This window comes from Prauserella endophytica, from assembly GCF_005146945.1.
Taxonomy (GTDB): Bacteria; Actinomycetota; Actinomycetes; order Mycobacteriales; family Pseudonocardiaceae; genus Prauserella_A; species Prauserella_A endophytica.
On record NZ_SWMS01000018.1, the window covers coordinates 78,800 to 105,219 of the forward strand.

The 26,420-nt window shown below is 70.2% G+C and carries 25 protein-coding genes and 1 tRNA gene; 6 read left to right on the plus strand and 20 right to left on the minus strand.

Annotated features, from left to right (window positions below; all coding sequences use genetic code 11):
* Positions 1 to 69: 69 nt before the first annotated feature.
* On the minus strand, positions 70 to 2,790 hold the full coding sequence (polA, locus tag FCN18_RS27320) for a DNA polymerase I (RefSeq protein ID WP_137096452.1): 2,721 nt from the start codon (positions 2,788 to 2,790) through the stop codon (positions 70 to 72).
* 60 nt (positions 2,791 to 2,850) lie between these two features.
* Between polA and FCN18_RS27325 the strand changes: the two genes are divergently transcribed.
* Complete coding sequence (locus FCN18_RS27325) at positions 2,851 to 3,294, plus strand: PaaI family thioesterase (protein ID WP_112272218.1); 444 nt, start codon at positions 2,851 to 2,853, stop codon at positions 3,292 to 3,294.
* A 31-nt stretch (positions 3,295 to 3,325) separates the two neighbouring features.
* On the opposite strand, the gene FCN18_RS27330 is transcribed toward FCN18_RS27325, so the two are convergent.
* Positions 3,326 to 3,958, minus strand: a complete 633-nt coding sequence (locus tag FCN18_RS27330; protein WP_112272220.1) for a dihydrofolate reductase family protein — start codon at positions 3,956 to 3,958, stop codon at positions 3,326 to 3,328.
* A 156-nt stretch (positions 3,959 to 4,114) separates the two neighbouring features.
* Here FCN18_RS27330 and FCN18_RS27335 point away from each other — a divergent pair, with 156 nt between their 5' ends.
* The gene (locus tag FCN18_RS27335) at positions 4,115 to 5,074 is read left to right on the plus strand and encodes a LysR family transcriptional regulator (protein ID WP_112272222.1); all 960 of its coding nucleotides are present in this window, start codon (positions 4,115 to 4,117) and stop codon (positions 5,072 to 5,074) included.
* Here the strand turns inward: FCN18_RS27335 and FCN18_RS27340 are convergent.
* Positions 5,069 to 5,869 (minus strand): alpha/beta hydrolase family protein, encoded by an 801-nt coding sequence (locus FCN18_RS27340; protein WP_113641357.1) that lies wholly within the window; start codon positions 5,867 to 5,869, stop codon positions 5,069 to 5,071. The two genes, FCN18_RS27335 and FCN18_RS27340, sit on opposite strands and share 6 nt — an antisense overlap.
* A 152-nt stretch (positions 5,870 to 6,021) precedes the next feature.
* On the opposite strand from FCN18_RS27340, the gene FCN18_RS27345 reads away from it, so the two are divergent.
* Positions 6,022 to 7,659: a hypothetical protein gene (locus FCN18_RS27345; protein ID WP_137096453.1), complete on the plus strand. Its 1,638-nt coding sequence runs from the start codon at positions 6,022 to 6,024 to the stop codon at positions 7,657 to 7,659.
* Between the two features lie 172 nt (positions 7,660 to 7,831).
* On the opposite strand, the gene FCN18_RS27350 is transcribed toward FCN18_RS27345, so the two are convergent.
* The 6 genes from FCN18_RS27350 to FCN18_RS27375 form a co-directional block, all read right to left on the minus strand.
* The gene (locus FCN18_RS27350; protein ID WP_112272228.1) at positions 7,832 to 8,545 is read right to left on the minus strand and encodes an ABC transporter ATP-binding protein; all 714 of its coding nucleotides are present in this window, start codon (positions 8,543 to 8,545) and stop codon (positions 7,832 to 7,834) included.
* Entirely contained in the window at positions 8,532 to 9,461 is a 930-nt protein-coding gene (locus FCN18_RS27355; protein WP_112272230.1) for an ABC transporter ATP-binding protein, read from the minus strand. Before FCN18_RS27355 ends, FCN18_RS27350 begins: the two co-directional genes overlap by 14 nt.
* Positions 9,461 to 10,597, minus strand: a complete 1,137-nt coding sequence (locus FCN18_RS27360; protein ID WP_112272232.1) for a branched-chain amino acid ABC transporter permease — start codon at positions 10,595 to 10,597, stop codon at positions 9,461 to 9,463. Before FCN18_RS27360 ends, FCN18_RS27355 begins: the two co-directional genes overlap by 1 nt.
* Complete coding sequence (locus FCN18_RS27365) at positions 10,594 to 11,604, minus strand: branched-chain amino acid ABC transporter permease (RefSeq protein ID WP_112273168.1); 1,011 nt, start codon at positions 11,602 to 11,604, stop codon at positions 10,594 to 10,596. The genes FCN18_RS27360 and FCN18_RS27365 overlap by 4 nt, the downstream gene beginning before the upstream one ends.
* Before the next feature lie 93 nt (positions 11,605 to 11,697).
* The gene (locus tag FCN18_RS27370) at positions 11,698 to 12,891 is read right to left on the minus strand and encodes a branched-chain amino acid ABC transporter substrate-binding protein (RefSeq protein WP_113641376.1); all 1,194 of its coding nucleotides are present in this window, start codon (positions 12,889 to 12,891) and stop codon (positions 11,698 to 11,700) included.
* Between the two features lie 447 nt (positions 12,892 to 13,338).
* Complete coding sequence (locus FCN18_RS27375) at positions 13,339 to 13,959, minus strand: ANTAR domain-containing response regulator (RefSeq protein WP_112272234.1); 621 nt, start codon at positions 13,957 to 13,959, stop codon at positions 13,339 to 13,341.
* Positions 13,960 to 14,155: 196 nt separating this feature from the next.
* Here FCN18_RS27375 and FCN18_RS27380 point away from each other — a divergent pair.
* Positions 14,156 to 14,229 (plus strand) — tRNA-Leu (locus FCN18_RS27380).
* 361 nt (positions 14,230 to 14,590) lie between these two features.
* Here FCN18_RS27380 and FCN18_RS27390 read toward each other — a convergent pair.
* The 8 genes from FCN18_RS27390 to FCN18_RS27425 form a co-directional block, all read right to left on the minus strand.
* A complete protein-coding gene (locus FCN18_RS27390; RefSeq protein WP_112273172.1) occupies positions 14,591 to 15,028 on the minus strand; it encodes a DUF4383 domain-containing protein in 438 nt (145 codons plus the stop codon).
* Positions 15,029 to 15,121: 93 nt separating this feature from the next.
* On the minus strand, positions 15,122 to 15,301 hold the full coding sequence (locus FCN18_RS27395; protein WP_112272236.1) for a hypothetical protein: 180 nt from the start codon (positions 15,299 to 15,301) through the stop codon (positions 15,122 to 15,124).
* A 249-nt stretch (positions 15,302 to 15,550) separates the two neighbouring features.
* Positions 15,551 to 16,396 (minus strand): ferredoxin, encoded by an 846-nt coding sequence (locus tag FCN18_RS27400; RefSeq protein WP_113641354.1) that lies wholly within the window; start codon positions 16,394 to 16,396, stop codon positions 15,551 to 15,553.
* 9 nt (positions 16,397 to 16,405) lie between these two features.
* Positions 16,406 to 16,834, minus strand: coding sequence for an antitoxin YezG family protein (locus FCN18_RS27405; protein WP_112272240.1), 429 nt, complete (start codon positions 16,832 to 16,834; stop codon positions 16,406 to 16,408).
* Between the two features lie 41 nt (positions 16,835 to 16,875).
* The gene (locus tag FCN18_RS27410; RefSeq protein ID WP_113641353.1) at positions 16,876 to 17,316 is read right to left on the minus strand and encodes a hypothetical protein; all 441 of its coding nucleotides are present in this window, start codon (positions 17,314 to 17,316) and stop codon (positions 16,876 to 16,878) included.
* Positions 17,303 to 21,262, minus strand: a complete 3,960-nt coding sequence (locus tag FCN18_RS27415) for a hypothetical protein (RefSeq protein WP_137096454.1) — start codon at positions 21,260 to 21,262, stop codon at positions 17,303 to 17,305. Before FCN18_RS27415 ends, FCN18_RS27410 begins: the two co-directional genes overlap by 14 nt.
* A complete protein-coding gene (locus FCN18_RS27420) occupies positions 21,262 to 21,573 on the minus strand; it encodes a type VII secretion target (RefSeq protein WP_112272246.1) in 312 nt (103 codons plus the stop codon). Before FCN18_RS27420 ends, FCN18_RS27415 begins: the two co-directional genes overlap by 1 nt.
* Before the next feature lie 25 nt (positions 21,574 to 21,598).
* Entirely contained in the window at positions 21,599 to 22,180 is a 582-nt protein-coding gene (locus FCN18_RS27425) for a YbaB/EbfC family nucleoid-associated protein (RefSeq protein WP_112272248.1), read from the minus strand.
* A 175-nt stretch (positions 22,181 to 22,355) separates the two neighbouring features.
* Here FCN18_RS27425 and FCN18_RS27430 point away from each other — a divergent pair, with 175 nt between their 5' ends.
* Entirely contained in the window at positions 22,356 to 22,916 is a 561-nt protein-coding gene (locus FCN18_RS27430; RefSeq protein WP_228714154.1) for a hypothetical protein, read from the plus strand.
* Here the strand turns inward: FCN18_RS27430 and FCN18_RS27435 are convergent.
* From FCN18_RS27435 to FCN18_RS27445, 3 genes are read right to left on the minus strand one after another with little or no spacing between them, the layout of a single operon-like run.
* Entirely contained in the window at positions 22,871 to 23,458 is a 588-nt protein-coding gene (locus tag FCN18_RS27435) for a hypothetical protein (RefSeq protein ID WP_137096455.1), read from the minus strand. The genes FCN18_RS27430 and FCN18_RS27435 overlap by 46 nt on opposite strands.
* Positions 23,459 to 23,473: 15 nt before the next feature.
* Positions 23,474 to 24,523: a hypothetical protein gene (locus FCN18_RS27440; RefSeq protein WP_137096456.1), complete on the minus strand. Its 1,050-nt coding sequence runs from the start codon at positions 24,521 to 24,523 to the stop codon at positions 23,474 to 23,476.
* Positions 24,524 to 24,548: 25 nt separating this feature from the next.
* Complete coding sequence (locus tag FCN18_RS27445; RefSeq protein ID WP_137096457.1) at positions 24,549 to 26,054, minus strand: MFS transporter; 1,506 nt, start codon at positions 26,052 to 26,054, stop codon at positions 24,549 to 24,551.
* Between the two features lie 155 nt (positions 26,055 to 26,209).
* Here FCN18_RS27445 and FCN18_RS27450 point away from each other — a divergent pair, with 155 nt between their 5' ends.
* Positions 26,210 to 26,404 (plus strand): hypothetical protein, encoded by a 195-nt coding sequence (locus tag FCN18_RS27450; RefSeq protein WP_137096458.1) that lies wholly within the window; start codon positions 26,210 to 26,212, stop codon positions 26,402 to 26,404.
* Positions 26,405 to 26,420: the final 16 nt, after the last annotated feature.

Here is a 26,420-nt window from a genome sequence, read left to right on the forward strand (position 1 = left end):
AACCGGTGCCGATCACCGGAAAAGGCGTGCAATTCCCAGTTCTTGGCCCCCTGCAAACGAGAAACCGCGTCAGTGCGCCGCGTCGTTCCAGGACTGGCCGAAGCCCACCGACACCTCCAGCGGGACCGCCAGCTCGTAGGCGGCACCCATCTCCTTGCGCACCAAGGCTTCCACGCCCTCGTGCTCACTGTCGGCGACCTCCAGCACGAGCTCGTCGTGCACCTGCAGCAGCATCCGGCTGCGGAGGTCCGACTTGGCGAGCGCGCGGTGGACGCCCAGCATGGCGACCTTGATGATGTCGGCCGCGCTGCCCTGGATCGGCGCGTTGAGCGCCATCCGCTCGGCCATCTCACGGCGCTGCCGGTTGTCGCTCGTGAGGTCGGGCAGGTAGCGGCGGCGGCCGAAGATCGTCTCCGTGTACCCGACCTTGGCCGCCTTGTCGACCACGCTGTGCAGGTAGTCCCGCACGCCGCCGAACCGGGCGAAGTAGTCGTCCATCAGCCCGCGCGCCTCCTCGGTGGAGATGCGCAGCTGCTGGGAGAGCCCGTAGGCGGACAGGCCGTAGGCGAGGCCGTAGTTCATCGCCTTGATCTTGGCGCGCTGCGCGCCGGTGACCTCGGTGGGCTCCACCGAGAACACACGCGCGGCGGTGGCGGCGTGGAAGTCGAACCCGGACTGGAACGCCTCGATCAGCTCCGCGTCGCCGGAAAGGTGCGCCATGATGCGCATCTCGATCTGGCTGTAGTCGGCCGTCATGAGCTGGGTGTAGCCGGGCCCCACGACGAACGCCTCGCGGATGCGGCGGCCCTCGTCCGTCCTGATCGGAATGTTCTGCAGGTTCGGATCCACTGAGGACAGCCTGCCGGTTGCGGCGATGGTCTGGTGCAGCGTGGTGTGGATGCGGCCGTCGTCGGCGACCGACTTGATCAGGCCCTCGACCGTGGTCCGCAGCCGCGTCGCGTCCCGGTGCTCGAGCAGGTGCTGCAGGAACGGGTGCTCGGTCTTCTCGAACAGCGTCTGCAACGCATCCGCATCGGTCGTGTAGCCGGTCTTGGTGCGCTTGGTCTTCGGCATGCCCAGCTCGTCGAAGAGCACCACCTGCAGCTGCTTGGGCGAGCCGAGGTTGATCTGCTTGCCGATGACGGCGTAGGCCTCCTCCGTGGCCTGCCGGACGCGGTTGGCGTAGTGCGCCTCCAGGGTGGTGAGCTGCTCGAGATCGACGGCGATGCCCGCAGCCTCCAGGTTCGTGATCACCCCGAGCAGCGGCAGCTCGATCTCCGCGAGCAGGGGCGCGCCGCCGATGGCGGTGAGCTCGTCGGTGAGCGCGCCGGCCAGCTCGGCCACCGCGCGGGCACGGACCAGCTCACCGTGCACGATCTTGGTCTCGCCGTCCGGGTCCTCCGCCGTGTCGAGCAGCGACAGCTGCCCGTCGTCGGCGGAGCCCTCCGAGCGCAGCTCGCGGTGCAGGTAACGCAGCACGAGGTCGGCCAGCTCGAACGAGCGCTGGCCCGGCCGCACCAGGTAGGCCGCGAGCTCGGTGTCCATCGTCAGCCCCTCGACGCGCCAGCCCCTCGCGAGCAGCGCGTGCAGCGGCACCTTCAGAGCGTGCCCCACCTTGCGGGCGGCCGGGTCGGCCAGCCACGCGGTGAGCGTCTTCTCGTCGGCCTCGTCCAGCTTCGTCACGTCGAGGTAGACGCCCTCGCCGTCGGGCGCGGACAGCGCGATCGAGCGCAGGTCCGCCGACACCGACGCGCCGGTGGTGCGGAAGGCCAGTCCCGTGGGGCCCGTGTCGCCGGCGTGCCGGGAGAGCCAGTCGGCCAGCGCACCGGGCTGCAGCGCCCCGCCGCGGATCTCGAAACCCTCGTCGGCCTCCGGCTCCGCCGCCGACAGCGACGCGAACAGCCGGTCGCGCAGCACCCGGAACTCCAGCTCGTCGAACAGCCGGTGCACCGCGTCGCGGTCCCACTGCTGCACCCGCAGGCCCTCGGGCACCGTCTCGAGCGGCACGTCCCGGACCAGCTCGGTGAGCTGCCGGTTGAGCAGCACGGAATCGACGTGCGAGCGCAGCGCGTCGCCCACCTTGCCCTTCACCTCGTCGATGCGGTCGACGAGGTCTCCGAGCGTGCCGAACTGCTTGACCCACTTGGCCGCGGTCTTCTCCCCCACGCCGGGGATGCCGGGCAGGTTGTCCGACGGGTCGCCGCGCAGGGCGGCGAAGTCGGGGTACTGCGCCGGCGTGAGCCCGTACTTCTCCTCCACGGCCCCGGGGTCGTAGCGCACGAGGTCGGAGACGCCCTTGCGCGGGTACAGCACGGTCACGGAGTCGGTGACGAGCTGCAGCGCGTCGCGGTCACCCGTACAGATGAGGACCTCGTAGTCGTCGGCCGCCGCCTGGGTGGTGAGCGTGGCGATGATGTCGTCGGCCTCGTAGCCCTGCTTCTCCAGCACCGGGATGGCGAGCGCGGCGAGGATCTCCTTGATCAGCTCGACCTGGCCCTTGAAGTCGTCGGGTGTGGTCTGCCGGTTGGCCTTGTAGTCGGCGAAGGTCTCCGACCGGAACGTCTGGCGCGAGACGTCGAACGCCACCGCCAGGTGCGTCGGCGTCTCGTCCCGCAACAGGTTGATGAGCATCGAGGTGAACCCGAACACCGCGTTGGTGACCTGACCGGTCGACGTTCGGAACCGGTCCGCGGGCACGGCGAAGAACGCCCGGTACGCCATCGAGTGACCGTCGATTAGCAACAGCCGGGGTGTGTCGTTCGCTACTGAGGTGTTTTGCTTCGGGCTCACGACCGTGAGTCTAGGGTGAGCCTCTGACAGCCCCGCCTTGTGTCGAACTAGGAGCTTTGAGTGACCGAGCACGTGTCAGAAGAGGAGATCCGCGAGCAGCTCGCGGGCATCAGCCCGGAGATCGCGGAGCAGCAACTCAACGACAAGGTCGGTCTCACCTTCACGGAGCTGAGCCCAGAGCGGGTCGTCGGCACGATGCCCGTCGCGGGCAACCTCCAGCCCTACGGTCTGCTCCACGGCGGCGCCAACGCCGTGCTCGCCGAGGCGTTGGGCTCCACGCTCGCGGCCCTCAACGCCGGGGCCGGGCGGGCCGCGATGGGGCTGGAGCTGTCCTGCACGCACCACCGGGCGGCGATGAAGGGACTGGTGACCGGTGTGGCGGTGCCCCTACACGTCGGCCGCAGCACCATCACATCGGAGATCACCATCACCGACGAGTCGGGCCGCCGCACCTGCACCGCCCGGCTGACGTGCATCGTCCGGGACCGGCCGCCGGCCTCCTGAGAGAACCGGCGGGCCTGGCGTCGAGACGGGTTCAGGCACCGGCACGCGTGAACGTCACATGCGTGACTCCACTCGGCGAGGACGTGGCCTCGACCTGGTAGTCCTTCTCGACGGCCTCCAGCCCGTCCCAGAGGCGCACGCCTCGGCCGAGCACGATCGGGACCACCACGATGTGCAGGTGGTCGATGAGCCCGGCAGCGAGGAAGTCGCGAACCACGGTTGGACCACCACCGATGCGCACGTCCTTGCCGCCCGCGGCCTCGCGGGCCGTTTCGAGCGCCTTGACCGGCGACGCGTCGAGGAAGTGGAACGTCGTGCCGCCCTCCATCTCGATCGAGGGGCGAGGGTGATGGGTGAGGACGAAGACCGGTGTGTGGAAGGGCGGGTTGGGGCCCCACGCGCCCTTCCAGTCCGGGTCCTCGTGCCAGCCGGGGTGGCCCCACTTGCCTGCGCCCATGATCTCCGCGCCGATTCCCGGATCGTGCTGTTCGACGAAGGCGTTGTCGACGCCGCGGCTACCGCCGGGCTGCCACCACCGGGTGGTGAACATCCATTGGTGCAGCCGGTCCCCGGCGTGACCGAAGTGTGCGTCGTGACTCTGCCCCTCACCGGTGCCGAAGCCGTCGAGGGAGATGGCGAAGTTGTGGACGCGGGCGAGTGACATGGCTGCTCCTTCTGTGGCCGGAGGTACTGGTTTCCGCTCGCCTGGATGGACCACCGGCAAGCCGGAAACTCATCGGTTGCCGTCTCGATCGCCCTGACCTGCGGGTAACGTCTAGCTCGGCACCCATACCGACAGGGCAGGCAGGCACCGCACCCCATGGACCTCGACCTGGCGCAGGTCCGCGCCTTCGTCCTCACCGCCGAGCTGCTGAACTTCAGCAGGGCGGCCGAGCGGTTGTTCCTGTCGCAGCAGGCCCTTTCCAAGCGCATCGGCAGGCTCGAGGACACGCTCGGCGTCCGGCTGTTCGTCCGGACCAACCGCTCGGTTGAGCTCACCGCCGACGCCCAGCGGTTCCTGCCCCGCGCCCAGGACCTGCTGCGCGCCGCCGACGCCGCCGTCGCCGTGCTCGGCACCGCCGACGCGCCCGTGCGCCTCGACCTGCTCGACAACCGGCTCTCGCCGATGTTCATGCTGCGCCGCCTCGCCGCTCGGGACCCAGGGCTGCGGGTGGAGCGCAGCTGGCGGCGAGGGCTGGCGAACACGCTCGATCCCCTGCTGCGCGGCGAGGTCGACGTGGCGTTCGGCCGCGTCCACGACCTCGGCCGCGAGCTGCCAGCCGAGCTGGACCACCGGCTGGTCCGGCTGGAACCGCTCGTCGCGCTGCTGCCGCCGGAGCACCCGCTCGCGGGCGGCGACGTGGTCCGCATGGCCGATCTCCGGTCCGAAGGCATCTGGCTGCCTTCGCTCGCCGGGCCCGTCGAGTGGCTGGCGTTCCTGCGCCGGATGAGCGAGAGCCTCGGCGTGCCGCTCGACGACTCCGGGGTCAGCTTCGACCTGCGGCACACGCTGGAGCAGACCCGCTACGGCCCGCCGCGCGTGACGCTGGCCGGTGCCGACATGGAGCTGGCTCCAGACCTGAACCTGCGGGTGCTGCCGTTCGAGCCCTCACCGCTGTTCCCCTGGTCGGTCGTGTGGCGCAAGGGCAGGCAGCGCCCCGCCGTCAGCAAGCTGCTCGCCCTCGCGGGTCACACGAGCCGGGCCGAGGGCTGGTGCGACCACGACCCGGCGCGAACGTGGCTCCCCGACGCCCCCGCCTCGGCGAGGCGGTCGTCATAGCCGCCGCTGGAACCACTCGGTGAACTCGGCGTCGGCCACCGCCGCGTGCGGCGTCTGCGGCGCGGGCTCCAGCCCCGGCTCCTCGGCGAGCGCGTGCTCCATGCCGGGCACCACGACGAGCCTGCCGCGCTCGCCCAGCTCGCGGTACAGCGCCTCGGCGGGCTCGCGGAAGGCGACGTCGTCCTGCTCGCCGACCACCAGCAGCACGTCCGTGCCGAGCTCCCCCGCCCTGCGGACGAAGTCGAACCGCTCGGCCACCGCCCGCGAGCGCTCGCTCCAGTGGTAGGTCACGCCGAACCGCCGCGCGTTCGCCGCGACCACCGGCGCCAGCTGGATCACCGGGCTGACCAGCGCCGCCGCCGCGACGGGAACCTCTGCCCTCGCGAGCACCTCCAGCGCGACGGCCGACCCCGCCGAACCGCCCGCGACACCGATCGGCGCCTCCGTGATCGGCAACTGCTCGCGCAGCGCCTCCAGCGCGGCCGGCAGCTCGGCCGCGGCCTGGTCGGTCACCGGCTCCGCGATGTTGAGCACGTAGTCCTCGCCCGCCAGCCGGAAGAACTCGTCGGGCCCGCCGGGGAGCGGCCGTTCCCCGGACATCGGCAGTCCGAAGTAGACGCGCCACGCCGGCACCCCCGACATCGGCAGGGCCGAAGCCATGGCCCGCTCGCTGCGCGGCGCGTCCATCAGGTGCCACGTCACGACGGCCGGGGCCGGGCCACCGGTGCCCTCGGGGCGCAGCGCCACGTACGGCACTCCGGCGGCGACACCCTTGATCATGGCCGAGGTATCCATGGTTCCTCCTGTTGTCTTTCCCGTGTGAGAACAAGCAAACCGCCTGCTCAACGCCCCGTCCAACAGCTTTCGCGGTGCCCGTGACAACCTGCGGTTGTGATCGGGACCGGCCGCCCGCCCGCGGCCGCACCGGTCACCGATAGCCTGGCCAGATGGAGCAGGACAACGTCGGAGCGACACTCGACGAACTGGTGCAATGGGCGGACAAGGCGCTGCGGGAGCCTCCCGTCGACACCGGCCACGCGGAGCTGGCGTTGCGGCTGCTCTCCGAGGAGCTGGGCGTTCACGACCTCGCACAGCTGCGGCCAGGACACCTGGCCGAGCTGCTGCTCGGCGTGTACCAGGAGGCCGTCGAACCCGGGCACGAGGCGGACGCCGTCGTCGCGCTCCACCACCTGCTCACGTTCGCGGGCGACACCGGGCGGCTCACCGCCGAGGACGTGACCGCGCTGCGGGAGGAACTGGACTACATCGAACCGGAACTGGGCGCCGTCGCGGACGTGGACCTCAGGGAGGCGTACGGCCTTCCCGACCGCATCGGCCCCCTGCGACTGCCCACCGAACCGGAGCTCGCCGAGGCCGCGCGGCGGACAAGGGTGCTCGACCGCGCCAAGCGGCTCGCGCTGTGGTGCGGCGAGGGCCGCGCGACCTTCGAGTCCGTCGGCCTCGGCGCCGAGGACCGCGCCGCCGCCGCGAGCGAGCTCGGGGAGTCCGAAGAGGACATCATCCAGCTGTACCTGCTGGCCGAGGACGTCGACTTCATCATCCCCGGCCCCGAGGGCACACAGGTCGGCGAGGCCGTCGACGCCTGGCCGGAGGGCAGTGACGAGGACGTGCTGGACACCTGGGACCGGGCGCTGGCGGCCGTGCTCGCGTGGAGCCTGCTCACCGACGCCGACCGCGCCGGTGAGGACGGGCTGGACTTCGAGGGCGCGGGCGCGTGGTTCATGCCGCTCTTCCTCTCCCGCTACCGCGGTCTGCCGGTGGCCGCGATCAGCGAGATGATCTTCGAGCTCGCCACCACGGAGCTGGTCGCCGACGACGCCCGCGCCCGCTGGGACGCCTGGGTCGCCGAGCACGGCGAGCCGGCGGAGGTCCTGCTCCGCCGCCTCACCGAGCTCGGCGCCGTGGAGATCTCCGACGGCGTCGCGCGCGCCACGCCGCTCGCGGTGTGGGCCATGCGCGACGAGCTGATCGAGTCCGGCGTCGAGGTGCCCCTGCTGCCGCCGGCCGAGGAGCTGTCGGCGGCCGACCTGCTCGAGCTCGCTCTGTCTGGAATGGACGGTGAGCTGGAGGCCGAGATGGAGGCGTGGCTCGGGCGGCGCTCCGGCGACGCTGCGGCCGCGGAGTTGCTCGCGGCCGCCGCCGAGGGCGGGGCGCCCGAGCGGACGATCGCGGCAGGGCTCATCCGGGAGTGGATCGGCGCCGAGGCGGAGGCGCAGCTGCGCAAGGCACTCGACGTGCCCATGCTCCGGCGGCACGCCAAGGCGTCGCTGGAGCTGCTGCTCGGCCCGCACCCTGACTTCGCGGCCACCGAGGAGGACGGCGCGTGGCTGCTCGTCGACGAGATCGCAGGCAGCGCGCACGGCATCGCCGACGAGGACCTGCCCGTCCTGCTCGGCGCGACGGTGCCGGCCGAGTACGCGGCGCTGTTCGACACGATGTGGCGGCTCGACCATCCCGACACGCACCGGGTGCTCACGCTGCTCGGCGAGCACCACCCGGACAAGGCCGTCGCGAAACAGGCCCGGAAGGCCGCCTACAAGGCAGCCGACCGAGCCCGCTCCTGACCTTGCCCCTACTGCACCTACTGCACCTACTGCACCTACTGCACCTACTGCAGTGAAGGCCACCATGCCTGCGCCCACCCGTCTCCCACCACCGCCCAAACGGAGACGCTGACGCGCCGCTGTGTTTGATCAACGCAGTGAAGGTGGCCTTCACTGCAGTAGGGCGCTCGGCTCAGGCGACGCCGAGGTAGGCCTCCTTGATCGACTCGTCGGCGAGCAGCTCCCTGCCCGTGCCCGACTTGACGATCGAGCCGGTCTCCAGCACGTAGGCGCGGTGGGCCCGCGACAGCGCCTGCTGCGCGTTCTGCTCCACGAGCAGCACCGTGGTGCCTTCCTTGTTGATCTCCGTGATGATCCGGAAGATCTGCTGGATGAACTGCGGCGCCAGCCCCATCGAGGGCTCGTCGAGCAGCAGCAGCTTCGGCTTCGACATCAGCGCGCGCCCGATGGCGAGCATCTGCTGCTCACCGCCGGAGAGCGTGCCGCCCGCCTGCGTGCGCCGCTCCGCGAGCCGGGGGAACAGCTCGAAGACGTGGTCCATCTCCGCGGCCAGATTCTTGCGGTCCTTGCGCGCGTAGGCGCCCATGTCGAGGTTCTCGTGAACCGTCATCCCGGGGAAGATGCCCCGGCCCTCGGGTGCCTGCGAGATCCCTCGCACCACCCGCAGGTCGGCTCGCAGCCGCGTGATGTCCTCACCCGCGAACGTGATCGTGCCCGCGGAGACGGGCCGGATCCCGGAGATCGCGCGCATCGTGGTGGACTTGCCGGCCCCGTTGGCCCCGATGAGGGTGACGATCTCGCCCTCGTTGACGGTGATCGTCAGTTCCGAAACCGCCTTGATCCGTCCGTAGTGGACGGACACGCCGGAAAGCTCAAGCAATGTCATCGTCGGGAACTCCCAGGTAGGCGGCGATCACGGCGGGGTTCTCCCTGATCTCGGCTGGCACGCCCTCGGCGATCTTCTTGCCGAACTCCAGCACCACGATCCGGTCGGTCACGCCCATCACGAGCTTCATGTCGTGCTCGATGAGCAGCACCGTGTACCCGTCGTCGCGGATCTTGCGGATCAGCCCCATCAGCTCTTCCTTCTCGATGGGGTTGAACCCGGCGGCGGGCTCGTCGAGGCACAGCAGCTTGGGCTCGGTCGCGAGCGCGCGGGCGATCTCCAGCCGCCGCTGGTAGCCGTACGGCAGGTTCTTCGCCTTGTCGGCGGCCCGGTCGACGATGCCGACGAAGTCGAGCAGCGCCATGGCCCGCTCGATCGCCGACTTCTCCTCCCGGAAGTGCCTCGGCGAGCGCACGAGCGCGCCGATGACACTCGTCTTGTGCCGCGCGTCGGTGCCGACGACCACGTTCTCCAGCGCCGTCATCTCGCCGAAGAGGCGGATGTTCTGGAACGTCCTGGCGATGCCGCGCCGGGTGATGTTGTGCTTGGCGAGCTTGCCGAGCGGCTTGCCCTCCAGCAACACCCGGCCGGATGTCGGCCGGTAGACGCCGGTCATGGCGTTGAAGCACGTGGTCTTGCCGGCGCCGTTCGGGCCGATGAGGCCGAGGATCTCGCCGCGGCGGATGCCGAACGACACCGAGTCCAGCGCCGTCAGGCCGCCGAAGCGCACGGTCAGGTCCTCGATCTCGAGCAGCGTCTGCCCGACGTCGACGGCCATCTCACGGTCGGAGGCGACGACCTCCGCGACCTCGGCCTCGTGCTCGGCGAGCTCCGCCTCGGTCATCTGCTGCAGCTCGGCGACGAGACCGCCCTCGGCCTTCACCTCAGGGCCGTTGCCGTTCTCCGGCTGGGTCATCACACGCCCCCGTTCCGGTCCGTCGACACCGACGTGTCGTGACTGATCTGCTCGCCCCGGCCCAGCAGGCGTTGGTACGCCTGTCTCCCGTAGGTGAGCAACCGCTGCCGCGCGCCGAGCAGGCCCTGCGGACGGAAGATCATCAGCACGATCAGCGCGAAGCCGAAGATCAGGTACCGGTACTCGGCGATGCCGAGGAACCTGGCCGGGATGTAGGCGACGATGATCGCGCCGAGTATCACGCCGACCTTGTTGCCCGACCCACCGAGGATCACGGCCGCCAGGAACAGCATCGACGTCACCACGTCGAACTTCTGGTTGTTCACGAACGCCAGCTGGCCCGCGTACAGCGCGCCGGAGAGGCCACCGATCGCGGCGCCGATGACGAACGCCCAGATCTTGAACTTGAACGTGTTGACGCCCATGATCGCGGCGGCGTCCTCGTCGTCGCGGATCGCCACCCACGAGCGGCCGACGCGGCTGCGTTCGAGGTTTCCGACGAGCACCAGGATCACGATGATGATCGTGACCGTGAGCCAGTACCACGGCGTGCCGTCGGTGTTGTTGAAGATGGCCGTGCCGTCGGCGTGCGTGCCCGGCGGGTGCCCGACCTGCTGGAAGCCCTGGTTGCCGCGCAACGGCTCCAGGTTGTCCGCCAGCAGTCGCACGATCTCACCGAAGCCGAGGGTGACGATGGCGAGGTAGTCACCGCGCAGCCGCAGTGTCGGCGAGCCCAGGATGACACCGAACACCATGGTGATCGCCATCGCGATCGGCAGCACAGCGAGGAACGGCAGCTTGGTGAGGGCGGAGTCAGGGCTGGTGAACAACGCGGCGACGTACGCGCCGACCGCGAAGAAGCCCACGTACCCGAGGTCGAGCAGGCCCGCCTGCCCCACCACGACGTTCAGTCCGATGGCGATCAGCGCGTATCGCGCCACCTCGAACATCGCGATCGGGAAGTCGTAGCCGGGTTCGGTGGTGATGATGGGCGGGTTCAGCACCGGCAGCGCGTAGATGAACACCACCAGCGGGATCATGATCGCCCACTGCTGGAACCGGTTGAGGTTGTTCCACCACTCGCCGAGCGAACGGCGGCCGGTGGTCGTCGGCGTCCTGGTCGTCGTGGTGGTCATACCCGCGCCTTTCCGAGGGACTCGCCGAGGATGCCGGTCGGGCGGAACATCAGGATCAGCACGAGCAGCGCGAAGGCGACGACGTCACGCCATTCACCGCCGAACAGCGACTGCCCGTAGTTCTCCATCAGCCCGAGCAGCAGCCCGCCGAGCAGCGCGCCGCGCAGGTTGCCGATGCCGCCGAGCACGGCGGCGGTGAACGCCTTGATCCCGAGCAGGAAACCACCCTGGTACGCGGCGCCCTGCGGGATCTTCATCATGTAGAACAGCGCCGCGGCGCCGGCGAGCAGACCCCCGATGAGGAACGTCGTCATGATGACGCGTTCCTTGTTGACGCCCATGAGGGTCGCCGTGTCGGGATCCTGTGCGACGGCGCGGATGCCACGGCCGAACCGCGTTCTGTTGACGAACGTGTCGGCGACCAGCCAGAGCAGGATCGACGCCAGCACGATGATGATCGTGATGTTGGTGACGCTGGCGCCGAAGATCTCGAAGACCGGTTCGGGGCGCAGCAACCGGATGGCCTGCTCCGGGTTGCCGCCGCGCCAGATGAAGATCAGCTGCTGCAGCACGAACGAGGCGCCGATCGCGGTGATCAGGAAGACCAGCCTGGGGGCGCCGCGGTTGCGCAACGGGCGGTAGGCCACGCGTTCGAGCACGACGGCCGTCGCGCCGGACGCCAGCACCGCGGCGAGCAGCGCCAGCAGCAGGAAGCCGACCAGTTCGAAGATCGCGAGCTCGGCGGTGGGGCCGGGCCGGAAACCGAGGGCGTAGAAGGTGAACCACGTCGCGTAGGCGCCGTAGATGAACACCTCGGAGTGGGCGAAGTTGATGAGCTTGAGCACGCCGTAGACGAGCGTGTAGCCGAGCGCGACGAGCGCGTAGATGCTGCCCTGCGCGAGCCCGTCGACCGTGTTGCTCCAGAACTGGTCGATCAGGCCCTCGACGTCGAAGCTGATCAGGCTGTCACTCTGCGCAAGGTACAGCGAGGACAGGTGGTGATGAATGGACAAGTCGTTCTCCACGTGGGGGCCGGGGCGCGCGCCGGCGGGATCGGCCGCCGGGCGCGCGCCCCGACAAGGAAGTGCGTGACCCGGAGATCAGCCCTTGGGCTTGATCTCGGTGTTGCGGACGATCTGACCGTTCTCGACCTTGTAGGTCCAGACGGTGCTCTCTGCCAGCTCGCCCTTCTCGTTCCACTTGAAGCTCTTGGTCAGGCCCTGTCCCTCGTAGCCCTTGACGAACTCGAGCATGCCCGCGCGGTCCTTGACGCCCGAGTCGATGCCCTTCAGCAGGATCGTCGCGAGGTCGTAGCCCTCCGGGGAGTACGTGCCGGGCGCCCTGCCCCCGGACACCTGCTTGTAGCCCTCGTTGAACTCGGTGAACTGGTCGGCGGGAACGCACGGGCACGTGAAGTACACGCCCTCGGCCGCGTCACCGGCGCCCTTGACGAACTCGTCGTCCTTCACGCCGTCGGGGCCGACGAACTGGGCCTCGACACCGGCGTCGAACAGCTGCTGCGCGAACGGCGCGGCCTCCTGGTAGTAGCCGGAGAAGAAGATCGCGTCCGGGTTCTCGCCCTTGATGCTGTTGACGACCGCGGAGAAGTCCGTCTGCTTGGTCTTGATCTGTTCCTGGCAGCTCGCCTTGTCACCGAGGCGATCGGTGATCGAGTTCGCGAGGCCGATGCCGTACTCGGAGTCGTCGCGGACGACGCAGACGGTCTGCGCGCCCAGCTCCTCGGTGATGAACTGCGCGGCGGCGGGGCCCTGTGTGTTGTCGTTGCCGAGACCGCGGAAGAAGGTCTTCCAGCCGTTCTCGCTCAGCGCGGGGTTGGTGGCCGACGGTGTGACCTGCACCAGGCCGGCGTCGTCGAAGATGTTGCCCGCGGCCTTCGACTCGCCGGAGAACGGCAGGCCGACGACGCCGATGATGTCCTGCGTGTTGACGATCTGCGTGACGATGCCGGGAGCGCGGTCGGGGGTGCCCTCGGTTTCGAACTCCTGCAGCTCGACCTGGCAGTTCGGGTTGTTCGAGTTGTGCCGCTCGATGGCGACCTTCACGCCGTTGAGGATGTTCTGCCCCAGTGCGGCGTTCGCGCCGTTGATCGTGCCCGCGTAGGCCAGCTTGGTGCCGGCGTCGCAGGTGGCGTTGCCGTCGCCGGCGGGGTCAGCGGCGTTGGCTGCCTGAGCTGGTGCGCTGGCCTGCGGCTGCGAACCCGTGTCGTCGCCACCCCCGTCCTCGGTGCGCGCGGCGCACGCGCCGAGAACCAGCGACGCCGTCGCCGCCAGCACCACAACCCGCCCAAAGCGTGCTCTTGACACATTTCCTCCCGATGTCCTTCAAAGACGCAGGAACGCGACCCCACCCCGAAAGGTCGAGACCTGACTGGGCGATGAAGTTAGCCGCGCGTCAGGTGATTGCACAGCAACCGTCAGCCGTTGTATCCACATCGTGACGGTTTCAGGGACGGTTAGCCGACAGCTCAGGCCCGATCGAAGCAACGCGACAATCAGGTCTGTACCAGCGGTAGTCAACGAGCGCACTTGCGATGCGATCTCCCCAGCCCCTGCCACCCCGTGTCCCCTTCTCGAGTGAGAGGAACCGTACAGCACGCGAACCAGCCGAAAGTCGCACTCGGCGGCCGACCCGCCAGCCGGACCAGCACCATCGCACAAAAGCACCCCAGGCTTGTGTTCTACATCACAAGCCTGGGGTGCTTTTGTGTCCGGGCGGGCCGGTTACTTGGCGATGTTGTCGACGACGGCCTGCGCGACGGCCTTCATCGTGGTCCTGCGGTCCATCGCGGTGCGCTGGATCCAGCGGAAGGCATCGGGCTCGCTGAGTCCCTGCTGGCTCATGAGCAGGCCCTTCGCGCGGTCGATCAGCTTGCGCGTCTCGAGCCGCTCGTTGAGCCCGGCGACCTCGGACTCGAGCGCCTGCAACTCGGCGAACCGGCTGACGGCGAGCTCGATGGCGGGCACCAGGTCACGCTTCGCGAAGGGCTTCACCAGGTAGGCCATGGTTCCGGCCTCGCGGGCGCGTTCCACCAGGTCACGCTGGCTGAAGGCGGTGAGGATGACGACGGGCGCGACCCGGTCACCGGTGATCTTGGCGGCTGCCTCGATGCCGTCGAGCTTGGGCATCTTGACGTCGAGGATCACGAGATCGGGCTTGAGATCGGCGGCGAGTTTGATAGCTTCTTCCCCGTCGCCGGCCTCGCCGACCACCTCGTAGCCTTCCTCGCGCAACATTTCGACGAGGTCAAGCCGGATCAGTGCCTCGTCCTCCGCGACGAGCACACGACGCTGCGGTGCGGTGACAACACCGTTGGCCTCGGCCTCGGTAGCCGCTTCGGTCACCGGGGTCCTCCTGGGCGATCGACGGGATGTGAATACGTGCGGCGTGCCGCGGTTCCAGGTTACCGGTGAACGGCGTATCCAGAGAGATGGCGTTCGCCACGTGCGGTGATCGCCGCGTTGGCACATCGGACGAAACATTCCCGTGGTAGCCCGAATGCCGGGGCCCGTGCGACGGCGAGTAAAGTTCGGGGCCCAGGCCCCCGTAGCCCAATTGGCAGAGGCACACGACTCAAAATCGTGCAAGTGTGAGTTCGAGTCTCACCGGGGGCACCCTCCAAGGACACCCGAGCTCGGCCTTCTTACCAGGGCAAACCCCGTGAGGGACCGATCTTGTGCTGCCTCACTGTGTCTCGCTGTGCCCCTTCGCCATCCGGTGTCACTGAGTGCCCGCCCATTCGGCCCACCTGGGCCGACGGCAAGCAAGCAGCAAGCCAGGTCGACACACACGCGTGCCGGAGGTCGTAGGGGCGGCGCCTTGCGTGTCTTCTCCTGCACCCGCGCCACTATGGATTTCCAACGCGGCCGCCAGTGAGGTGCCGGTGTCGTTCCAAGTGTCGAACAGCAGCCGTAAGCGGTCGAGGACAGGGACTGGCCATCCGGGTTCCGCGGGGACAGCCCCGCACAGGGTGCCTTACCTTTCCCCGCTCGGTCGGCGTACTTCGGCGGCTCGGTTCATCCGAATGCCCAACAAGAGTCCCAGGCCGATCATTCCGATGGCCAGACCAAGGTGCAGCCAGTTGTCAGCGTTGTTCAGGGGCACGAAGTTGGCCGAAGAGTCGTGGTCGATCACGAGCCCGTAGATCCAGAGGACCAAATAGATCACGCCCCCGCCGATGAGGAACGCTCGCGAGCCGGATGCGCTGCGCGCCAGGGCGAGACCCACGACGCCGAAGAGAAGATGCACGATGTTGTGCAAGATCGAGACCTTGAAGACACCGAGGAGCATGGCCTCGGATTCGTGGCCAGCGAAAGTCATAGCGTCATAATTCGTGGTCACACCTGGAATGAACCCCAGGATGCCCACCAGTAGAAAGACCGCGGCCACGATCGCCGCCGTCCTCCGCAACATCACACCCAGGTTGCCCCCGAGCTGCTCTTGTCGACCGGTCATGTCCGTTCCCTCCACATTCTGGTCTCGAGCGAGTGCCCAATGCGAGGCGTCCTACACCTGTGCCGCGCCAGCAGTCACGGCGGCAGACCGGGTCGAGCCCGGCTCGGCGTAGGCGGCGACGTCCTCCTCGCTGTCGAACGCCGGGATCCCGTCGGCCGCACCCAGGCTCATCAGCACGAAGAGGCCGACGTAGCCGAGTCCTGCGGTCGGCACCCAGGTCACCGTGATCATCACCGTCGACGGTGTACGTGCCGCGGGTGCCGCCCAGCCTGGCGGGTGCGCCCGGCTGCCGAACCTGCGACCACGGTCGCGGGGGACCTGGGTCATCCTCGGGCGGTTCACGATCGGGTGCCCACCACCCTCATGGTCGCCGCGGGCGAGGGCATCGTGGCCAGGTGCCGTGGCCAGCAGAGCACGCGGCCGCTCCCACCAGGTGTCCTCGCGGCTCGACGAGCTGATCCGGAACGCGATGCGAGCGGGTCAGTCCTCTGTGGACGACTGCCCGGTGATGGCCGCGACGGCCTTCTTCCTCGCCGGTTCACCGACCTCGGGCAGAACGAAGTTGCGCGCCCGCAAATACGCCATGAGATCGGGGTCCGGCGCGATCGCGTGCTCACGCAGGTAGTAGCCCACCGACCCCGGCCACACCCACACGCCGTCGGTGCGGAAGTTCAGCGGCACCGCCGGCTCGCGGTCCGGCGCGAACGCGTCGGTGTCGTAGCTGCGGGCGGCCATCACGACGGGCGCCTTCGTGAGGTAGTCGAGCGCGCGGTCCCGCTCGGCGGGCGGCAGCGGTGGCCGGTTGACGACGGGCCTGCCGTCGGGGTCGAGCCCGTCGTAGACGCGGGGCTGGCGCAGCCCGTACTCGTCGGCTGGCCGGTCGCCCGAATCCCCCCTGGCCCGCTTCGTCAGCCACTCCGGGACGAACTGGTCGGCCCTCGGGAAGAACCGCAGCTCGTCGGCGAAACCGATCGGCGGCGGCACGCGCCGCCAGCCCGGCTCCTCGTCGATCACGAACTCCGTGCGAGGAGGACCGCCCGGCACGAAGACGAGCGCGGCCGCCAGCCACGTGCCGCGACCAGGCTGGTACATGCCCGTGCGCAGGGTGCCGAGCAGCTGCACCGCCGGGGGCGGCGGCTGCAGGGGCACCGGCGTGCCGTCGGGCCTGGTGACCACGACGTCTGCCTCGATGTGCCTGCCCGCGGCGCGGTACTCGACGCGCACCTGCCGCCAGCCGGGCGGCAGACCGGCGGTGACCGCCTGGCCGATCTGCCCAATCAGCTGTTGCCGCTGCTGCGGGTTCAGCGGGCCCGGTGGCTGGCTCATCGGGTACTCCTAACCCTGCAACCCGCGCTGGAACCAGTCGGGCATGTTCTCCGGCGAGCGCGGGAAACGTTCCTGCTCGCGCTGGAAGTGCTCCCGTTCCGGCGCCGACGGAAACGACGGCAGGTCGTTGTAGTTGTACTTCACGGAGAACGTGTCGGGCGGATCGATGATCAGGCGGAACGAGTACCAGGTGCCCACGTCCTGGGTGTACATGCCGCTCCGCAGATCGGAGAACAGCGGTGCGAGCGTGCGCGGCGGCGAAAGCCTGACCACACGGCCGTCGGCCAGCATGGCGCTCGCCCCGACGTTGACCTTTCCGCCCAGCGTCAGGTAGTCCATGATGATTCGCTGCCAACCGGAGGGGGCTTGCTCGAGCACGACCTTGGTCGCCTCACCGAGCAGGCGGTACTGCTCGTCCGGCGGCATCGGCGTCGTCATCCTGGTTTCGTCCTCTCGCCTCGTCCAGTGTCCCGCGTACCTTAGGACACCGCGTTGGACGCGTTGTCCTGGCCCGCCTCGTCGATCCGCTGCCGCAGCCAGCCCGGAACGTGCTCCTCCGACCTCGGAAAAGCCGCCAGGTCATGGGCGAAAACCCACGGTGGGACATCGGGAACCCACGCCGGGTCCTCGTCCAGGTTGAAGGAGACCTCGGGCTGCCCGCCGGAGGTGAGCACGAACCTCGCGGAGAACCACGTACCCCTGTCCTGCTCGTACATTTCCTTGCGCAGCGCGGAAATCTCGTCCTCCATGGAGCGGGGCGAGATGTCCGGGGTCGACCCGTCCGCCATCGTCACGGCGAACTCGGTCTGCACGACGGCCGCCAGAGCCCAGACGGAGAAGACGATGCGCCGCCAGCCTTCGGGCGCTTCTTGCGTGAGCCGCGCGAAGATCGCCTGGATCGCGTCGTCAGTCGTCGCCATAGTGCTTCACCTTCGACCAGTCGTCGACCGGCATGTTCTCCGGCACGTTGATGAACTTTCGCTCGAACACGCGCACCCTCGGCTCGCCGGTCTCCGGGTCGGTGTCCTTGACCCGCCAGCGCATGGTCTCCTCGACGGCCATCCCGTCCTCGGTCCGCCGTGGCACCGAGACCTCGAGCAGCTCGACGTCGGCGCCGGACGCCTGAGCGTACCTCGCGATCTGCTCTTCCTGATGCCGCCACGACTCCGAGCGATCCACCTGGTCCCAGCCGTCCCTGGCGTTGCCGCTGTTGGACGCGGCCATCTGACCGTGCATGTTGCCGTAACCGCCGGGACCGCCGCCTTCCGTCGGCATGAGGTGGCCGCCCGCCCAACGGATCTTCCGGTACGCGGGTTCTTCGGCGTTCTTGTACGCGTCGCGCCCCTCGTTGCCGGCGCGGTTCTGGGCGGCCTGGTCACGGTAGTTGTCGTTGGACGGCCCGTAGTCCGGCTGGCCGCTCATCTTCTCCGTCTGCGCGCGCTCGTTCGTCTCGAAGTGGATCTTCTTGTCGGGATCCCGCCAGTTGTCGACCTCGTACTTGCACTCCGGCAGCATGTGATTGAAGTCCGGGTTCGTTCCCGCCTTGATGTCCGCCTTCTCGGCGTCGGACATCCCTTCGATGTCCTTCCAGTCGGCGTCCGTGTCGTACTGCCTTCCGGGCGTCAGTTCGACCCACTTGATGTCGCCGTTCTCATCGGTGTAGAACCTGGTGCTCGCGGCGACTTCCCCGTTCTTTCCCTTGTACTCGACCGGGATCTCCATGTTCGGCTTCAGCTTGCCGGTCTCATCGAACAGCTCCGGGTGGTCCCGCAGAGCCCGCGGGATCTGGTACCTCTCGGACGGCTCCGCGTTCTTCGGCGGGAACTGGTTCCTGCTCGGCATGTCGGTCTGGATCGTGCTGCTCGGCGACCGCGGCGGATCGTTGTACGGGTTGTCCGGCGGTCCGGCAGCGGGATTGTCGCGGCCGGGGCGGTCGTAGTCGACGATCGGCGCGTGGTCGGCGTGACCGGGGCGGTAGAAGTCCGGGTCGTCGGAATGGACCTGGTAGTCGCCCCACTCCTCGTCCAGGTTCGCATGATCCTCACCGCGAGCCTGCGCGCTGTCGACGTCGATGTCCTGCTTGTCGGCATCGGCGGTGTGCGGGGTGAAGGCATCGTCGCTTCCACTGGAGGTCGAACCGTCCGGGCTGTGCACCGACCATTCGCCGTTCGGCGGGATCCTTGGCCGCACCTGTCCGTCCGGGCCGACCTCGTAGTCGGACGAGAACACCCGGCCGTCCGAGTCGGTCCACGCGGGCTTGTTCGGTGCCAGCACCTCGGTGTCCAGCTCGCGGGACAGGCGCTGGGCGAAGTCGTTGGAGCCCGCGTCGCAGCCGATCAGCCGGATCGGCCTGCCGTCGTAGTCGCCGTTGCGGCGCAGGATGTCCGCGAACTCCTCGGGCGTGTAGAGCTGGTTGCCGATGCGGGCGTGCCCGTCGGGAGTGACGTGCACGTCCGCCGTGTAGCGGCCGTCCGGATCGGGCTGCACGCGGTGCGGCAGATCGCCCATCTCCGGGTCGTTCCGGTGGAACGACGTGCCCGCCGGAGTGGACTCCGCGTGCCGCTGGTTCACCTCGTCCGGACCGAGCTTCTCCGGGTCGTGGTGGGGCGGCGTGTTCGGGTCGGCCGCGTCGTCCGGACCGCGGTTCCCGTTGTTGTCCGGGGTGTGCTGCCCCGGCTGGCCGTTCGGGTGCGACGGCCCTCCGTCGGGTGGCTGGGTGCCGGGCGGAGGGGTGCCGTGGTGCGACGGCGCCGAGTGGGCCGGGCTGTTCGGGCCGCCGGGGCCGAACCCGCGGGGTGCCGCCTGCGGCGGGGTGTTCGGGCTCGGCGGGCTCGGGCGGCCCCCCGGACCGTCCGGCCTGGCGGCGGGAGCGTCCGGGGTGCGCGGGGAGGGCGCGCCGGGGCCGCCCGCGGGACCGCCCGCAACCGGGGTGCCCTGCTGTCCTGAGGGAGAGGAGCCGCCGCCGTCGGGACCGCGCTGCGAGGGCACCGCCGACGGGCCCGCGTCCGGGGTGCGCGGCAACGTGCCGCTGGGCTGCGCCGACGCGCTCGTGGACGTGCCGGAGTCGTGGTGGGCGCTCGGCGACGGGCCGCCCGAGCCGCTGTGCGGCGCGGGGCCGCTGCCGCCCCCGCCGGTGTGGGTGCCCGGCGACGACGGCGAGCCCGACGGGCTGTCCCCGCCGCCGTTCGGGGTCGGAGACGGCGAGCTGTGCGAGGGCGACGGGGAGGAGGGCGGCGCGCCGCCGCCGTCGGGGTTCGGAGTGTTCGGCGTGTTCGGGGTGCCCGGTGTGTTCGGGGTGTTCGGCGTGCCCGAGGCATCCGGCGTGCTCGGCGTACCCGGAGTGTTCGGAGCACTCGGTGTGTTCGGCGTGCTCGGCGTACCCGAGGCATCCGGCGTGCTCGGGGTGCTCGGCGTACCCGGACTGTGCGGAGCGCTCGGCGCGCCCGAGCCATCCGGCGTGCTCGGCGTGCCCGGGGTGTTCGGAGTGCTGTGGCCCGCGGGCGGCGTGCTCGTCGTGGTCGACGGGGAGTCGCTCGAACCGCTCGACGACGGGGAGTCCGCCCGGCTCTGGTAGCTGGAGGGAGAGTCGGTGCTCGACCCACCGTTCGACGACGGCGAGTTCGTGGTCGTTCCGCTGCCGGACGGCGAGTCGCTGGACCGGCTCGACGGGGAGCCACCGTCGCCGCCCGCGTCCGGACTGCTGTCGCCGGGGCTGTCGGTGGTGTTGCCCGAGGACGACGAGTCGCTACCCGAACCGTTGCGCGTGCTCGTGGACGGGGTGTCGGTGGTGGTCGCTCCTGTGTCCGAACCGGATCCTTCAACATCCGAAGAGGACGATCCACTGTCCGAAGAGGACCCGCCGTCCCCGGAGTCCCCGCCCGAACCGTCGCTGGAGTTGCCAGAGTCCCCGCCATCGGAACCACCGCCGTCGGAACCGCCGCCGGACCCGGAACCGGAACCGCCTCCGGAACCACCACCGCCCGGCGTGTCGACATCCGGGCCGCCGCGCTGCAGGAAACCACCAGGAGTGATGTTCCTCGTGTTGATCACGTCGAGGCCGGTGACCTTACCCGCGATCTTGCCGCTGACCTTGAGGATCTTGGCGAGGATGTCGCCCAGCTTGCCCAGCAGCGGCGAGACCTTGCGAATGGTCTCCAGCAGCTTCTTGAGCAGCTCGGCGATCTTCGCGCCCCACTTCGAGATCGCCGTGACCGCCTGCGCGACCACCACGGGCGTCCCGAAACCCAGCGAGAACACCGTCTCCAGCACCCAGGCGATCAGCTTGCCGACGAGGTCGGCGATCAGGTCGCGCACCGTCTCCCTGACGAAGCTCACGACCTCGCCGAAGATCATCACGACGGTGCTGATCGACCCGGCGACCGAGGCCGCGCCCGCGATGGTCTCCTCCTGCTCCTTGCAGGATTCCCGGTAGGAGTCGGCGGCGGCGCCGGTCCAGCCGGTGGTGCCGTTCGCGACGGCGTTCGCGAACGAAACCTTGGTCTCGTCGAGATGCGTGGCGACGTTGCTCCACGTCTCCGAATAGGACTGGATCACCGGCGGGTCACCGCACACCGAGTCCAGCATGTCCTTGAGCGGCTGGATGTGCTCCATCAGGAACGACGCGACCGACGACATCAGCCAGCCGAACGGGTCGATGGCGGCCGCGGCGCCCTCCGCGGCCAGGCCCAGCACGCCGAGACCACCCTCGACCCAGTTGCCGTCCTTGATGCCGTTGAACGTGTCGATCGCCGACTCGGCGATCCCGATGCCGCCCGCGTAGCCGTAGTCGCCGTTGCCCGACGTCAGCGGACCCGGGCCGTCACCGTCCTGCGGCGCGTCCGCGACGAGCGAGTTCCCCTCGGGCATCAGACCTCACCGCCCTTGAACGCGTCCGTGACGCTGTCCTCGGTCCCCTGGTAGGTCTCCGCCGCCTTGCGCACCTTGTCGGCGGTGGCCTGCATCGCGCTCACGGCCTCCTTGAGCGCGTCGATCCCGTACTGCTCCACCGGGTCCAGCAACATCCGGAACGGCTGGCAGAGGATCCCGTAGGCGTCGGTCGGCATGCTGACCGTGTTCGCGGCGTCGACCGCCTGGTTCAGCTGGTCCGTGCAGCCGTCGAGCTGCGCGGCGTGTGCCGTCAGGTCCGAGCCGAGCTCGAAGCCACCGCCGTCTGGCATGGTTCCCCCTAGTCAAGCCGATCGGTCAGGACAGAATCGAACGCCCGCCGAAATCGTCGTCATCGTCGTCGGCCGGCCGCCTGCGTGGCCTCGCCTGCGGCTTCGGCGGCATCGCGGGCGGCGGGCCCTGGCTGGGCGGCGGCGCTTGCGGACGCGGCGGCTGGGCCGGTGGCTCCTCGTCCTCGGGTCCGAACCGCATCTCGCGCTGCGGCGGCTGCTGCGCGGGCGGCTCGTCCTCCGGCGGCTCGGGGAAGGTCTTCTTCGCGTCCTCGAAGACCTTGTTGGCGGCCTGGTCCTCCGTGCCGATGGTCTCGGCCATCGTCTGCTGGAGCAGCTCGGGAATCCGCGACTGCGCGGTCTGCACGGTGCGCATGATCTGCATGGCCACCTCGGCCATGCGCTTGCCCTGCGCGCTCTCCGCGATCGAAAGGTTGGTGAGCAAGCCCTTCGCGTTGATGGTCACCTCGATGGTGTTGTCCGGGGAGCGCTCGGTGACCGAGAGCTCCTGGACCCGCGAAGCCATCGCCTGGTAGCGCTGTGCCTGCTCCTGGATGCGCCGGTTCCAGTCGTCGACCATGCGCTCGCTGGCCTCGATGCCGTCCGGCATGTGCATCCTTCCGTCGTGCGCGTGCTGACTCCCCATAGTGACGGTGGCGTCCCCCGTCTGGTTCCGGCTCGCGCGGATTCTGCCCGAACAGCGCAAGCATAGAACCTGGTCCGGACCTCGGTCTCACCGATCAGGTGACTGCCGTCGGACGCCCGTTGTTCCTAGGTTGATTCGTGTGGGCGCGCTGCATCGGAGGACCGGACCGGCTCCCCGGCGCGGCCGCGACGCGGCCGGGACCTTCCTCACCCGCTCGCCCGGCGTGCCCGCCGACCTGCCCGCCTACGTCTTCGGCGAGGGCTTCTACGCGCGGCTGGCCGACCGCCTCCTCGGCGACCTGCCGTGGCACCGGCGCGTGCTGCGCGGCCACCGCCTGTGCACCCTGCTCGACGGCCAGTCCGCGAAGCTCGATCCCGCCGCCTACGCCATGCTCGCGCAGACGCCGGTGCGCGATGCCTTGCGCGGGCTCGGTTTTCCGCCCTTTCTCGCCGACACCCTCGGCGACGACACGGCACTGGGCGCGCACTGCATCCTCGGCGGCATCCACCGGCCCGACCTCGGCGCGACGCTGCGCGTGCTGATCGCGCTGGTCTGCCCGGAGCTCGGAGCCTGCCCCGCCTGCGTCGCCGTGCACACGACGTTCGCCTCGCCAGGGCTGCTCCAGCGACTGCGTGTACTGGCGGGGCACGACCGTCAGCAGGCGCGATCGAGGATGGGGCGGACGAGGAACGGGCGGTAGCCGAGGCTCGACGGCAGCGGGACGTGTTCGAGCGCGCCCGTCGGCAGGTGGCAGCGGACCAGGCCCGAGAATCCGCGGACGGCTCGCAGGCCCTCGGCCGTGAACAGCGCCGTGTGCCGGTCCTCCCACACCGGCCCGGTCGGCACGCTCGTGCCGGTCCGGGTGCCCTCCGGCAGCGCGATCGCCGTACGGGAACCACTGCCGGGCTCGATGGTCTCCAGCGTCGGCGGTGCGTACCGGCAGGTGTGGACCAGCTCGCCCCCGGGCACCAGCTGGACGGGTTCCCTCGGCGGCAGCCGCAGCCGCGTGCCGCCGGGCGTGAGCACGGCCAGCTCGTCCCCGTCGACGATCACGGCAGCGCCGCTCAGCGCGTCGAGCTGGACGTACTGCACCGGCAGCGGCTCCGGTCGCTCACCGGGCACCCAGCGGAACGACTCGCCCAGTCGCGTGTAGAACACCGCGCCGCCGTGGACCCCGTGGACGCGGGTGCCGAGCTCGTCCTGCCGGGGCAGGCTCGCCACGCTCCCGTCGGCGAGATTCACGACGTGCACCTGGTCCTACGAGCGGCGGCCGACGTGCGTCTCCGTGCCGGCCACGAGCCTGCCGTCGGCACTGCGGGCCGGATGGCTGCCGACGTCGGCGGGCAGCCGCTCGGCCTCGCCGTCCCAGCGGACCAGCGTGCCGGCTCCCGCCGTGGTGAAGACCGCGATGCCCCGCGGCGTCTCCCACGCGGTGTAGAGGTGGCGCCCCTCGGCCTTGCCCAGCGGGAGCGGATCGCCGCCGCGCCACACCACGACCGTGCCGTCGGCGGCGACCATGCCCGCAGCCGGTGGCCAGCCGGGCGTGCTGACCGGCTCGGTCTCGTGCCGTGGGGGCGTCCAGGCCACCGAGCGCGCCCGTTCCGGTGGCCGCCTCGGCACGGCGGTGACGGTGCCGCCGTCGACCGCGACCAGCCGGCCTGCCACGGCGTGCTCCAGCAGCGCGGGCAGTTCCTCCTCGGGCAGCAGCAGCCGCTCGGCGAGACCTTCGGTGCGCGCCGGGTCACTCCAGACCGCGACGGACACGAGGTCCGACGCCGCCCGGAGGTAGCGTTCGCGCCCGTTGCCGGACAGCGCCGGCCTGCCACGGCGGAGCCAGCGCGGCGGCTCCTGTGTCGTCGGCGCCGGCCAGAACTGGACGAGCCAGACGTCCCCTTCCTCGTCCTCCTCGGCGGGACGGCGCGAGACGCGCGCCCGGAACGGCCCCCGCGCGCCGAGCTCCAGCGCGCCGTCGTAGGTGCCGCCCGTCAGCAGGCCCAGCGCGACGGCCCCGGCGCGGCTTCGAAACGGGGTCTCGACCACGTCCTCCCACTCGTCCCCGGCCGCGGGCGGCTCGGCGTCGTGTGCCTCCAGCCGCACGGACTGGTACGGATCCCCCGCGTGGCCGTGCAACCAGCCGTCGCCGGCCGTCGCGATCGTTCCCGCGAGCGCCTCGGTGGCCAGTTCGCCGAGCAACGCGTTCTCGTGCTCTGGCGACGACTCCCCGCCCGCGGGCCATTCGTCCCTGACCACGACGGTGCCGTACTCGGGCAGGTACTCCGCATCCTCGTGAACCCCCAGCAGTGCCATGCCGGGACGCTAACAGCACCCTCCGTCAATCCCGCTCCGCGTCGCTGTGCGGGTGCAGCGGCGTGCCCGCGACGGCACAGTGCACGCGCACCGGGCTCGTCTCCGGCTCCGGCTCGCGCCCGCGCAGCGCGGCCGGGACTCCGATGACGGCGATGACCGCGCCCGCGAGCAGCAGGCCCGCGCAGATCAGCATCGCCGTGCGGTAGGCGGGCGCGAGCGCGACGGGGTCGGTGAGGCTGCCGGTGCCCAGGCCCGCCGCGAGCGGCAGCACCGCGACGGCGAGCAGCCCGGCCGCGCGGGCCACCGCGTTGTTGACGCCGCTGGCGATCCCGGCATGCCGGTCGTCGACCGAGCCGAGGGCCGTCGCCGTCAACGGCGCAACGGTGAGCGAGAGGCCCAGGCCGAGCAGGACCACCGGTGGCAGTACGTCACGCAGGTACGACGCGCCGGCGCCGATCCGCGCGAGCAGCACGAGCGCACCCGCGCACACCACCGGGCCCGCGGTCATCGGGATCCGGGGCCCGATGCGCTGGGCGAGCGCACCGGCGCGCGCCGACAGCAGCAGCATCAGCACGGTCACCGGCAGCAGCGCGAGCCCGGCATCGAGCGGCGGGAACCCCGACACCACCTGGAGGTTGAGCACCACCAGGAAGAACACCCCGCCGAGCGCCGCGTAGACCACGAAGGTGACCACGTTGGTGGCGGAGAAGGCGCGGGAGCGGAAAATCCCCAGTGGCAGCATCGGGTGCGCCGAACGCCACTCCACCACGACGAAGCCCGCCATGCCCGCGACGCCGAGGCCGAGGCTGCCCAGGACCACCGCGGAGGCGGGGCCCAGCTCCGGCCACGCGGTGAAGCCGTAGGTGAGCCCGGCGAGCCCGAGCGCGCCGAGCACGGCCCCGGTCGCGTCCAGCCCGCCGACCGCACCGGGATCCCTCGTCTCCGGGATGTGCCGCACCGCGACGGCACACACGAGCAGCGCCACCGGCACGTTGATGAGGAAGATCAGCCGCCAGCTCGCGATCTCGACGAGCCAGCCGCCCAGAAAGGGGCCCAGCGCACCCGCGACACCGGCGAGCCCCGACCACGCCCCGATGGCCTTCGCCCGGTCGTCGGGATGGAACGACGCCTCCAGTATCGCCAGCGCTCCGGGCGTGAGGAGGGCGCCGCCGACGCCCTGCAGCAGGCGGGCGGCCACGAGCATCCCGACCGTCGGCGCCACGGCGCACAGCAGGGACGCCACGGCGAACCAGGCGACGCCGAGCAGGAAGATCCGCTTGCGGCCGAACCGATCGCCGAGCGAGCCGCCCAGCAGGATCAGCGCGGCGAGGCTGAGCGTGTAGCCATTGACCGTCCACTGTAGAGCGGCGGTGCCCGCGCGGAGGCTCTCGCCGATGTCCGGCAGCGCGATGTTCACCACCGTGGCGTCGATGAACGTGAGCCCGGAACCCAGCACGGTCGCCAGCAGTACCCACCGGCCCGCGGCCTGCCCGTAGCGCAGTGCGGGCGCGCTCGCGCCACTCGTCGTCATGAGGGCTCATGGTCGTCTCCGGCACCTGGACGTGCAAGACGCCGCGGTTGCTGTGGGTTCCCTGGGAGAACCCCGTTCTGACCGCTGTCTGACGACTTCCTGACAGCGCCGCGGCACGCTCGCGGCAGCGACCACGACGACGAGGAGAGCAATCGGTGACCACAGCAGCGTCCAGACGTTCCGTGCTCGGCCTGCTCGCCGCGGCACCGCTGGCCGCGAGCGCCGTCACGGCGGCGCCCGCGCGGGCCGCGGACCTTCCCCGCGTGCCCGGGCAACTGCGCCCAGGCGGCGCGTCCGACCGCCCGGCCAAGCCACCTTCGTCGAGGTCTACCCGGACCTGGACTGGGTGACCGTGGTGCTCGCCAA

Coding starts and splice junctions, on each gene's coding strand:
- FCN18_RS27330 (WP_112272220.1), bottom strand. CDS start 3,958: ATGTCACTCGCCCGCGTCCACAACTTCGCCATCTCCCTCGACGGCTTC.
- FCN18_RS27335 (WP_112272222.1), top strand. CDS start 4,115: ATGGACCTCGACCTGGCGCAGGTCCGCGCCTTCGTCCTCACCGCCGAG.
- FCN18_RS27340 (WP_113641357.1), bottom strand. CDS start 5,869: ATGGATACCTCGGCCATGATCAAGGGTGTCGCCGCCGGAGTGCCGTAC.
- FCN18_RS27345 (WP_137096453.1), top strand. CDS start 6,022: ATGGAGCAGGACAACGTCGGAGCGACACTCGACGAACTGGTGCAATGG.
- FCN18_RS27350 (WP_112272228.1), bottom strand. CDS start 8,545: ATGACATTGCTTGAGCTTTCCGGCGTGTCCGTCCACTACGGACGGATC.
- FCN18_RS27355 (WP_112272230.1), bottom strand. CDS start 9,461: ATGACCCAGCCGGAGAACGGCAACGGCCCTGAGGTGAAGGCCGAGGGC.
- FCN18_RS27360 (WP_112272232.1), bottom strand. CDS start 10,597: ATGACCACCACGACGACCAGGACGCCGACGACCACCGGCCGCCGTTCG.
- FCN18_RS27390 (WP_112273172.1), bottom strand. CDS start 15,028: ATGTTGCGGAGGACGGCGGCGATCGTGGCCGCGGTCTTTCTACTGGTG.
- FCN18_RS27395 (WP_112272236.1), bottom strand. CDS start 15,301: ATGATCACGGTGACCTGGGTGCCGACCGCAGGACTCGGCTACGTCGGC.
- FCN18_RS27400 (WP_113641354.1), bottom strand. CDS start 16,396: ATGAGCCAGCCACCGGGCCCGCTGAACCCGCAGCAGCGGCAACAGCTG.
- FCN18_RS27405 (WP_112272240.1), bottom strand. CDS start 16,834: ATGACGACGCCGATGCCGCCGGACGAGCAGTACCGCCTGCTCGGTGAG.
- FCN18_RS27410 (WP_113641353.1), bottom strand. CDS start 17,316: ATGGCGACGACTGACGACGCGATCCAGGCGATCTTCGCGCGGCTCACG.
- FCN18_RS27415 (WP_137096454.1), bottom strand. CDS start 21,262: ATGCCCGAGGGGAACTCGCTCGTCGCGGACGCGCCGCAGGACGGTGAC.
- FCN18_RS27420 (WP_112272246.1), bottom strand. CDS start 21,573: ATGCCAGACGGCGGTGGCTTCGAGCTCGGCTCGGACCTGACGGCACAC.
- FCN18_RS27425 (WP_112272248.1), bottom strand. CDS start 22,180: ATGCCGGACGGCATCGAGGCCAGCGAGCGCATGGTCGACGACTGGAAC.
- FCN18_RS27440 (WP_137096456.1), bottom strand. CDS start 24,523: ATGGCACTGCTGGGGGTTCACGAGGATGCGGAGTACCTGCCCGAGTAC.
- FCN18_RS27445 (WP_137096457.1), bottom strand. CDS start 26,054: ATGACGACGAGTGGCGCGAGCGCGCCCGCACTGCGCTACGGGCAGGCC.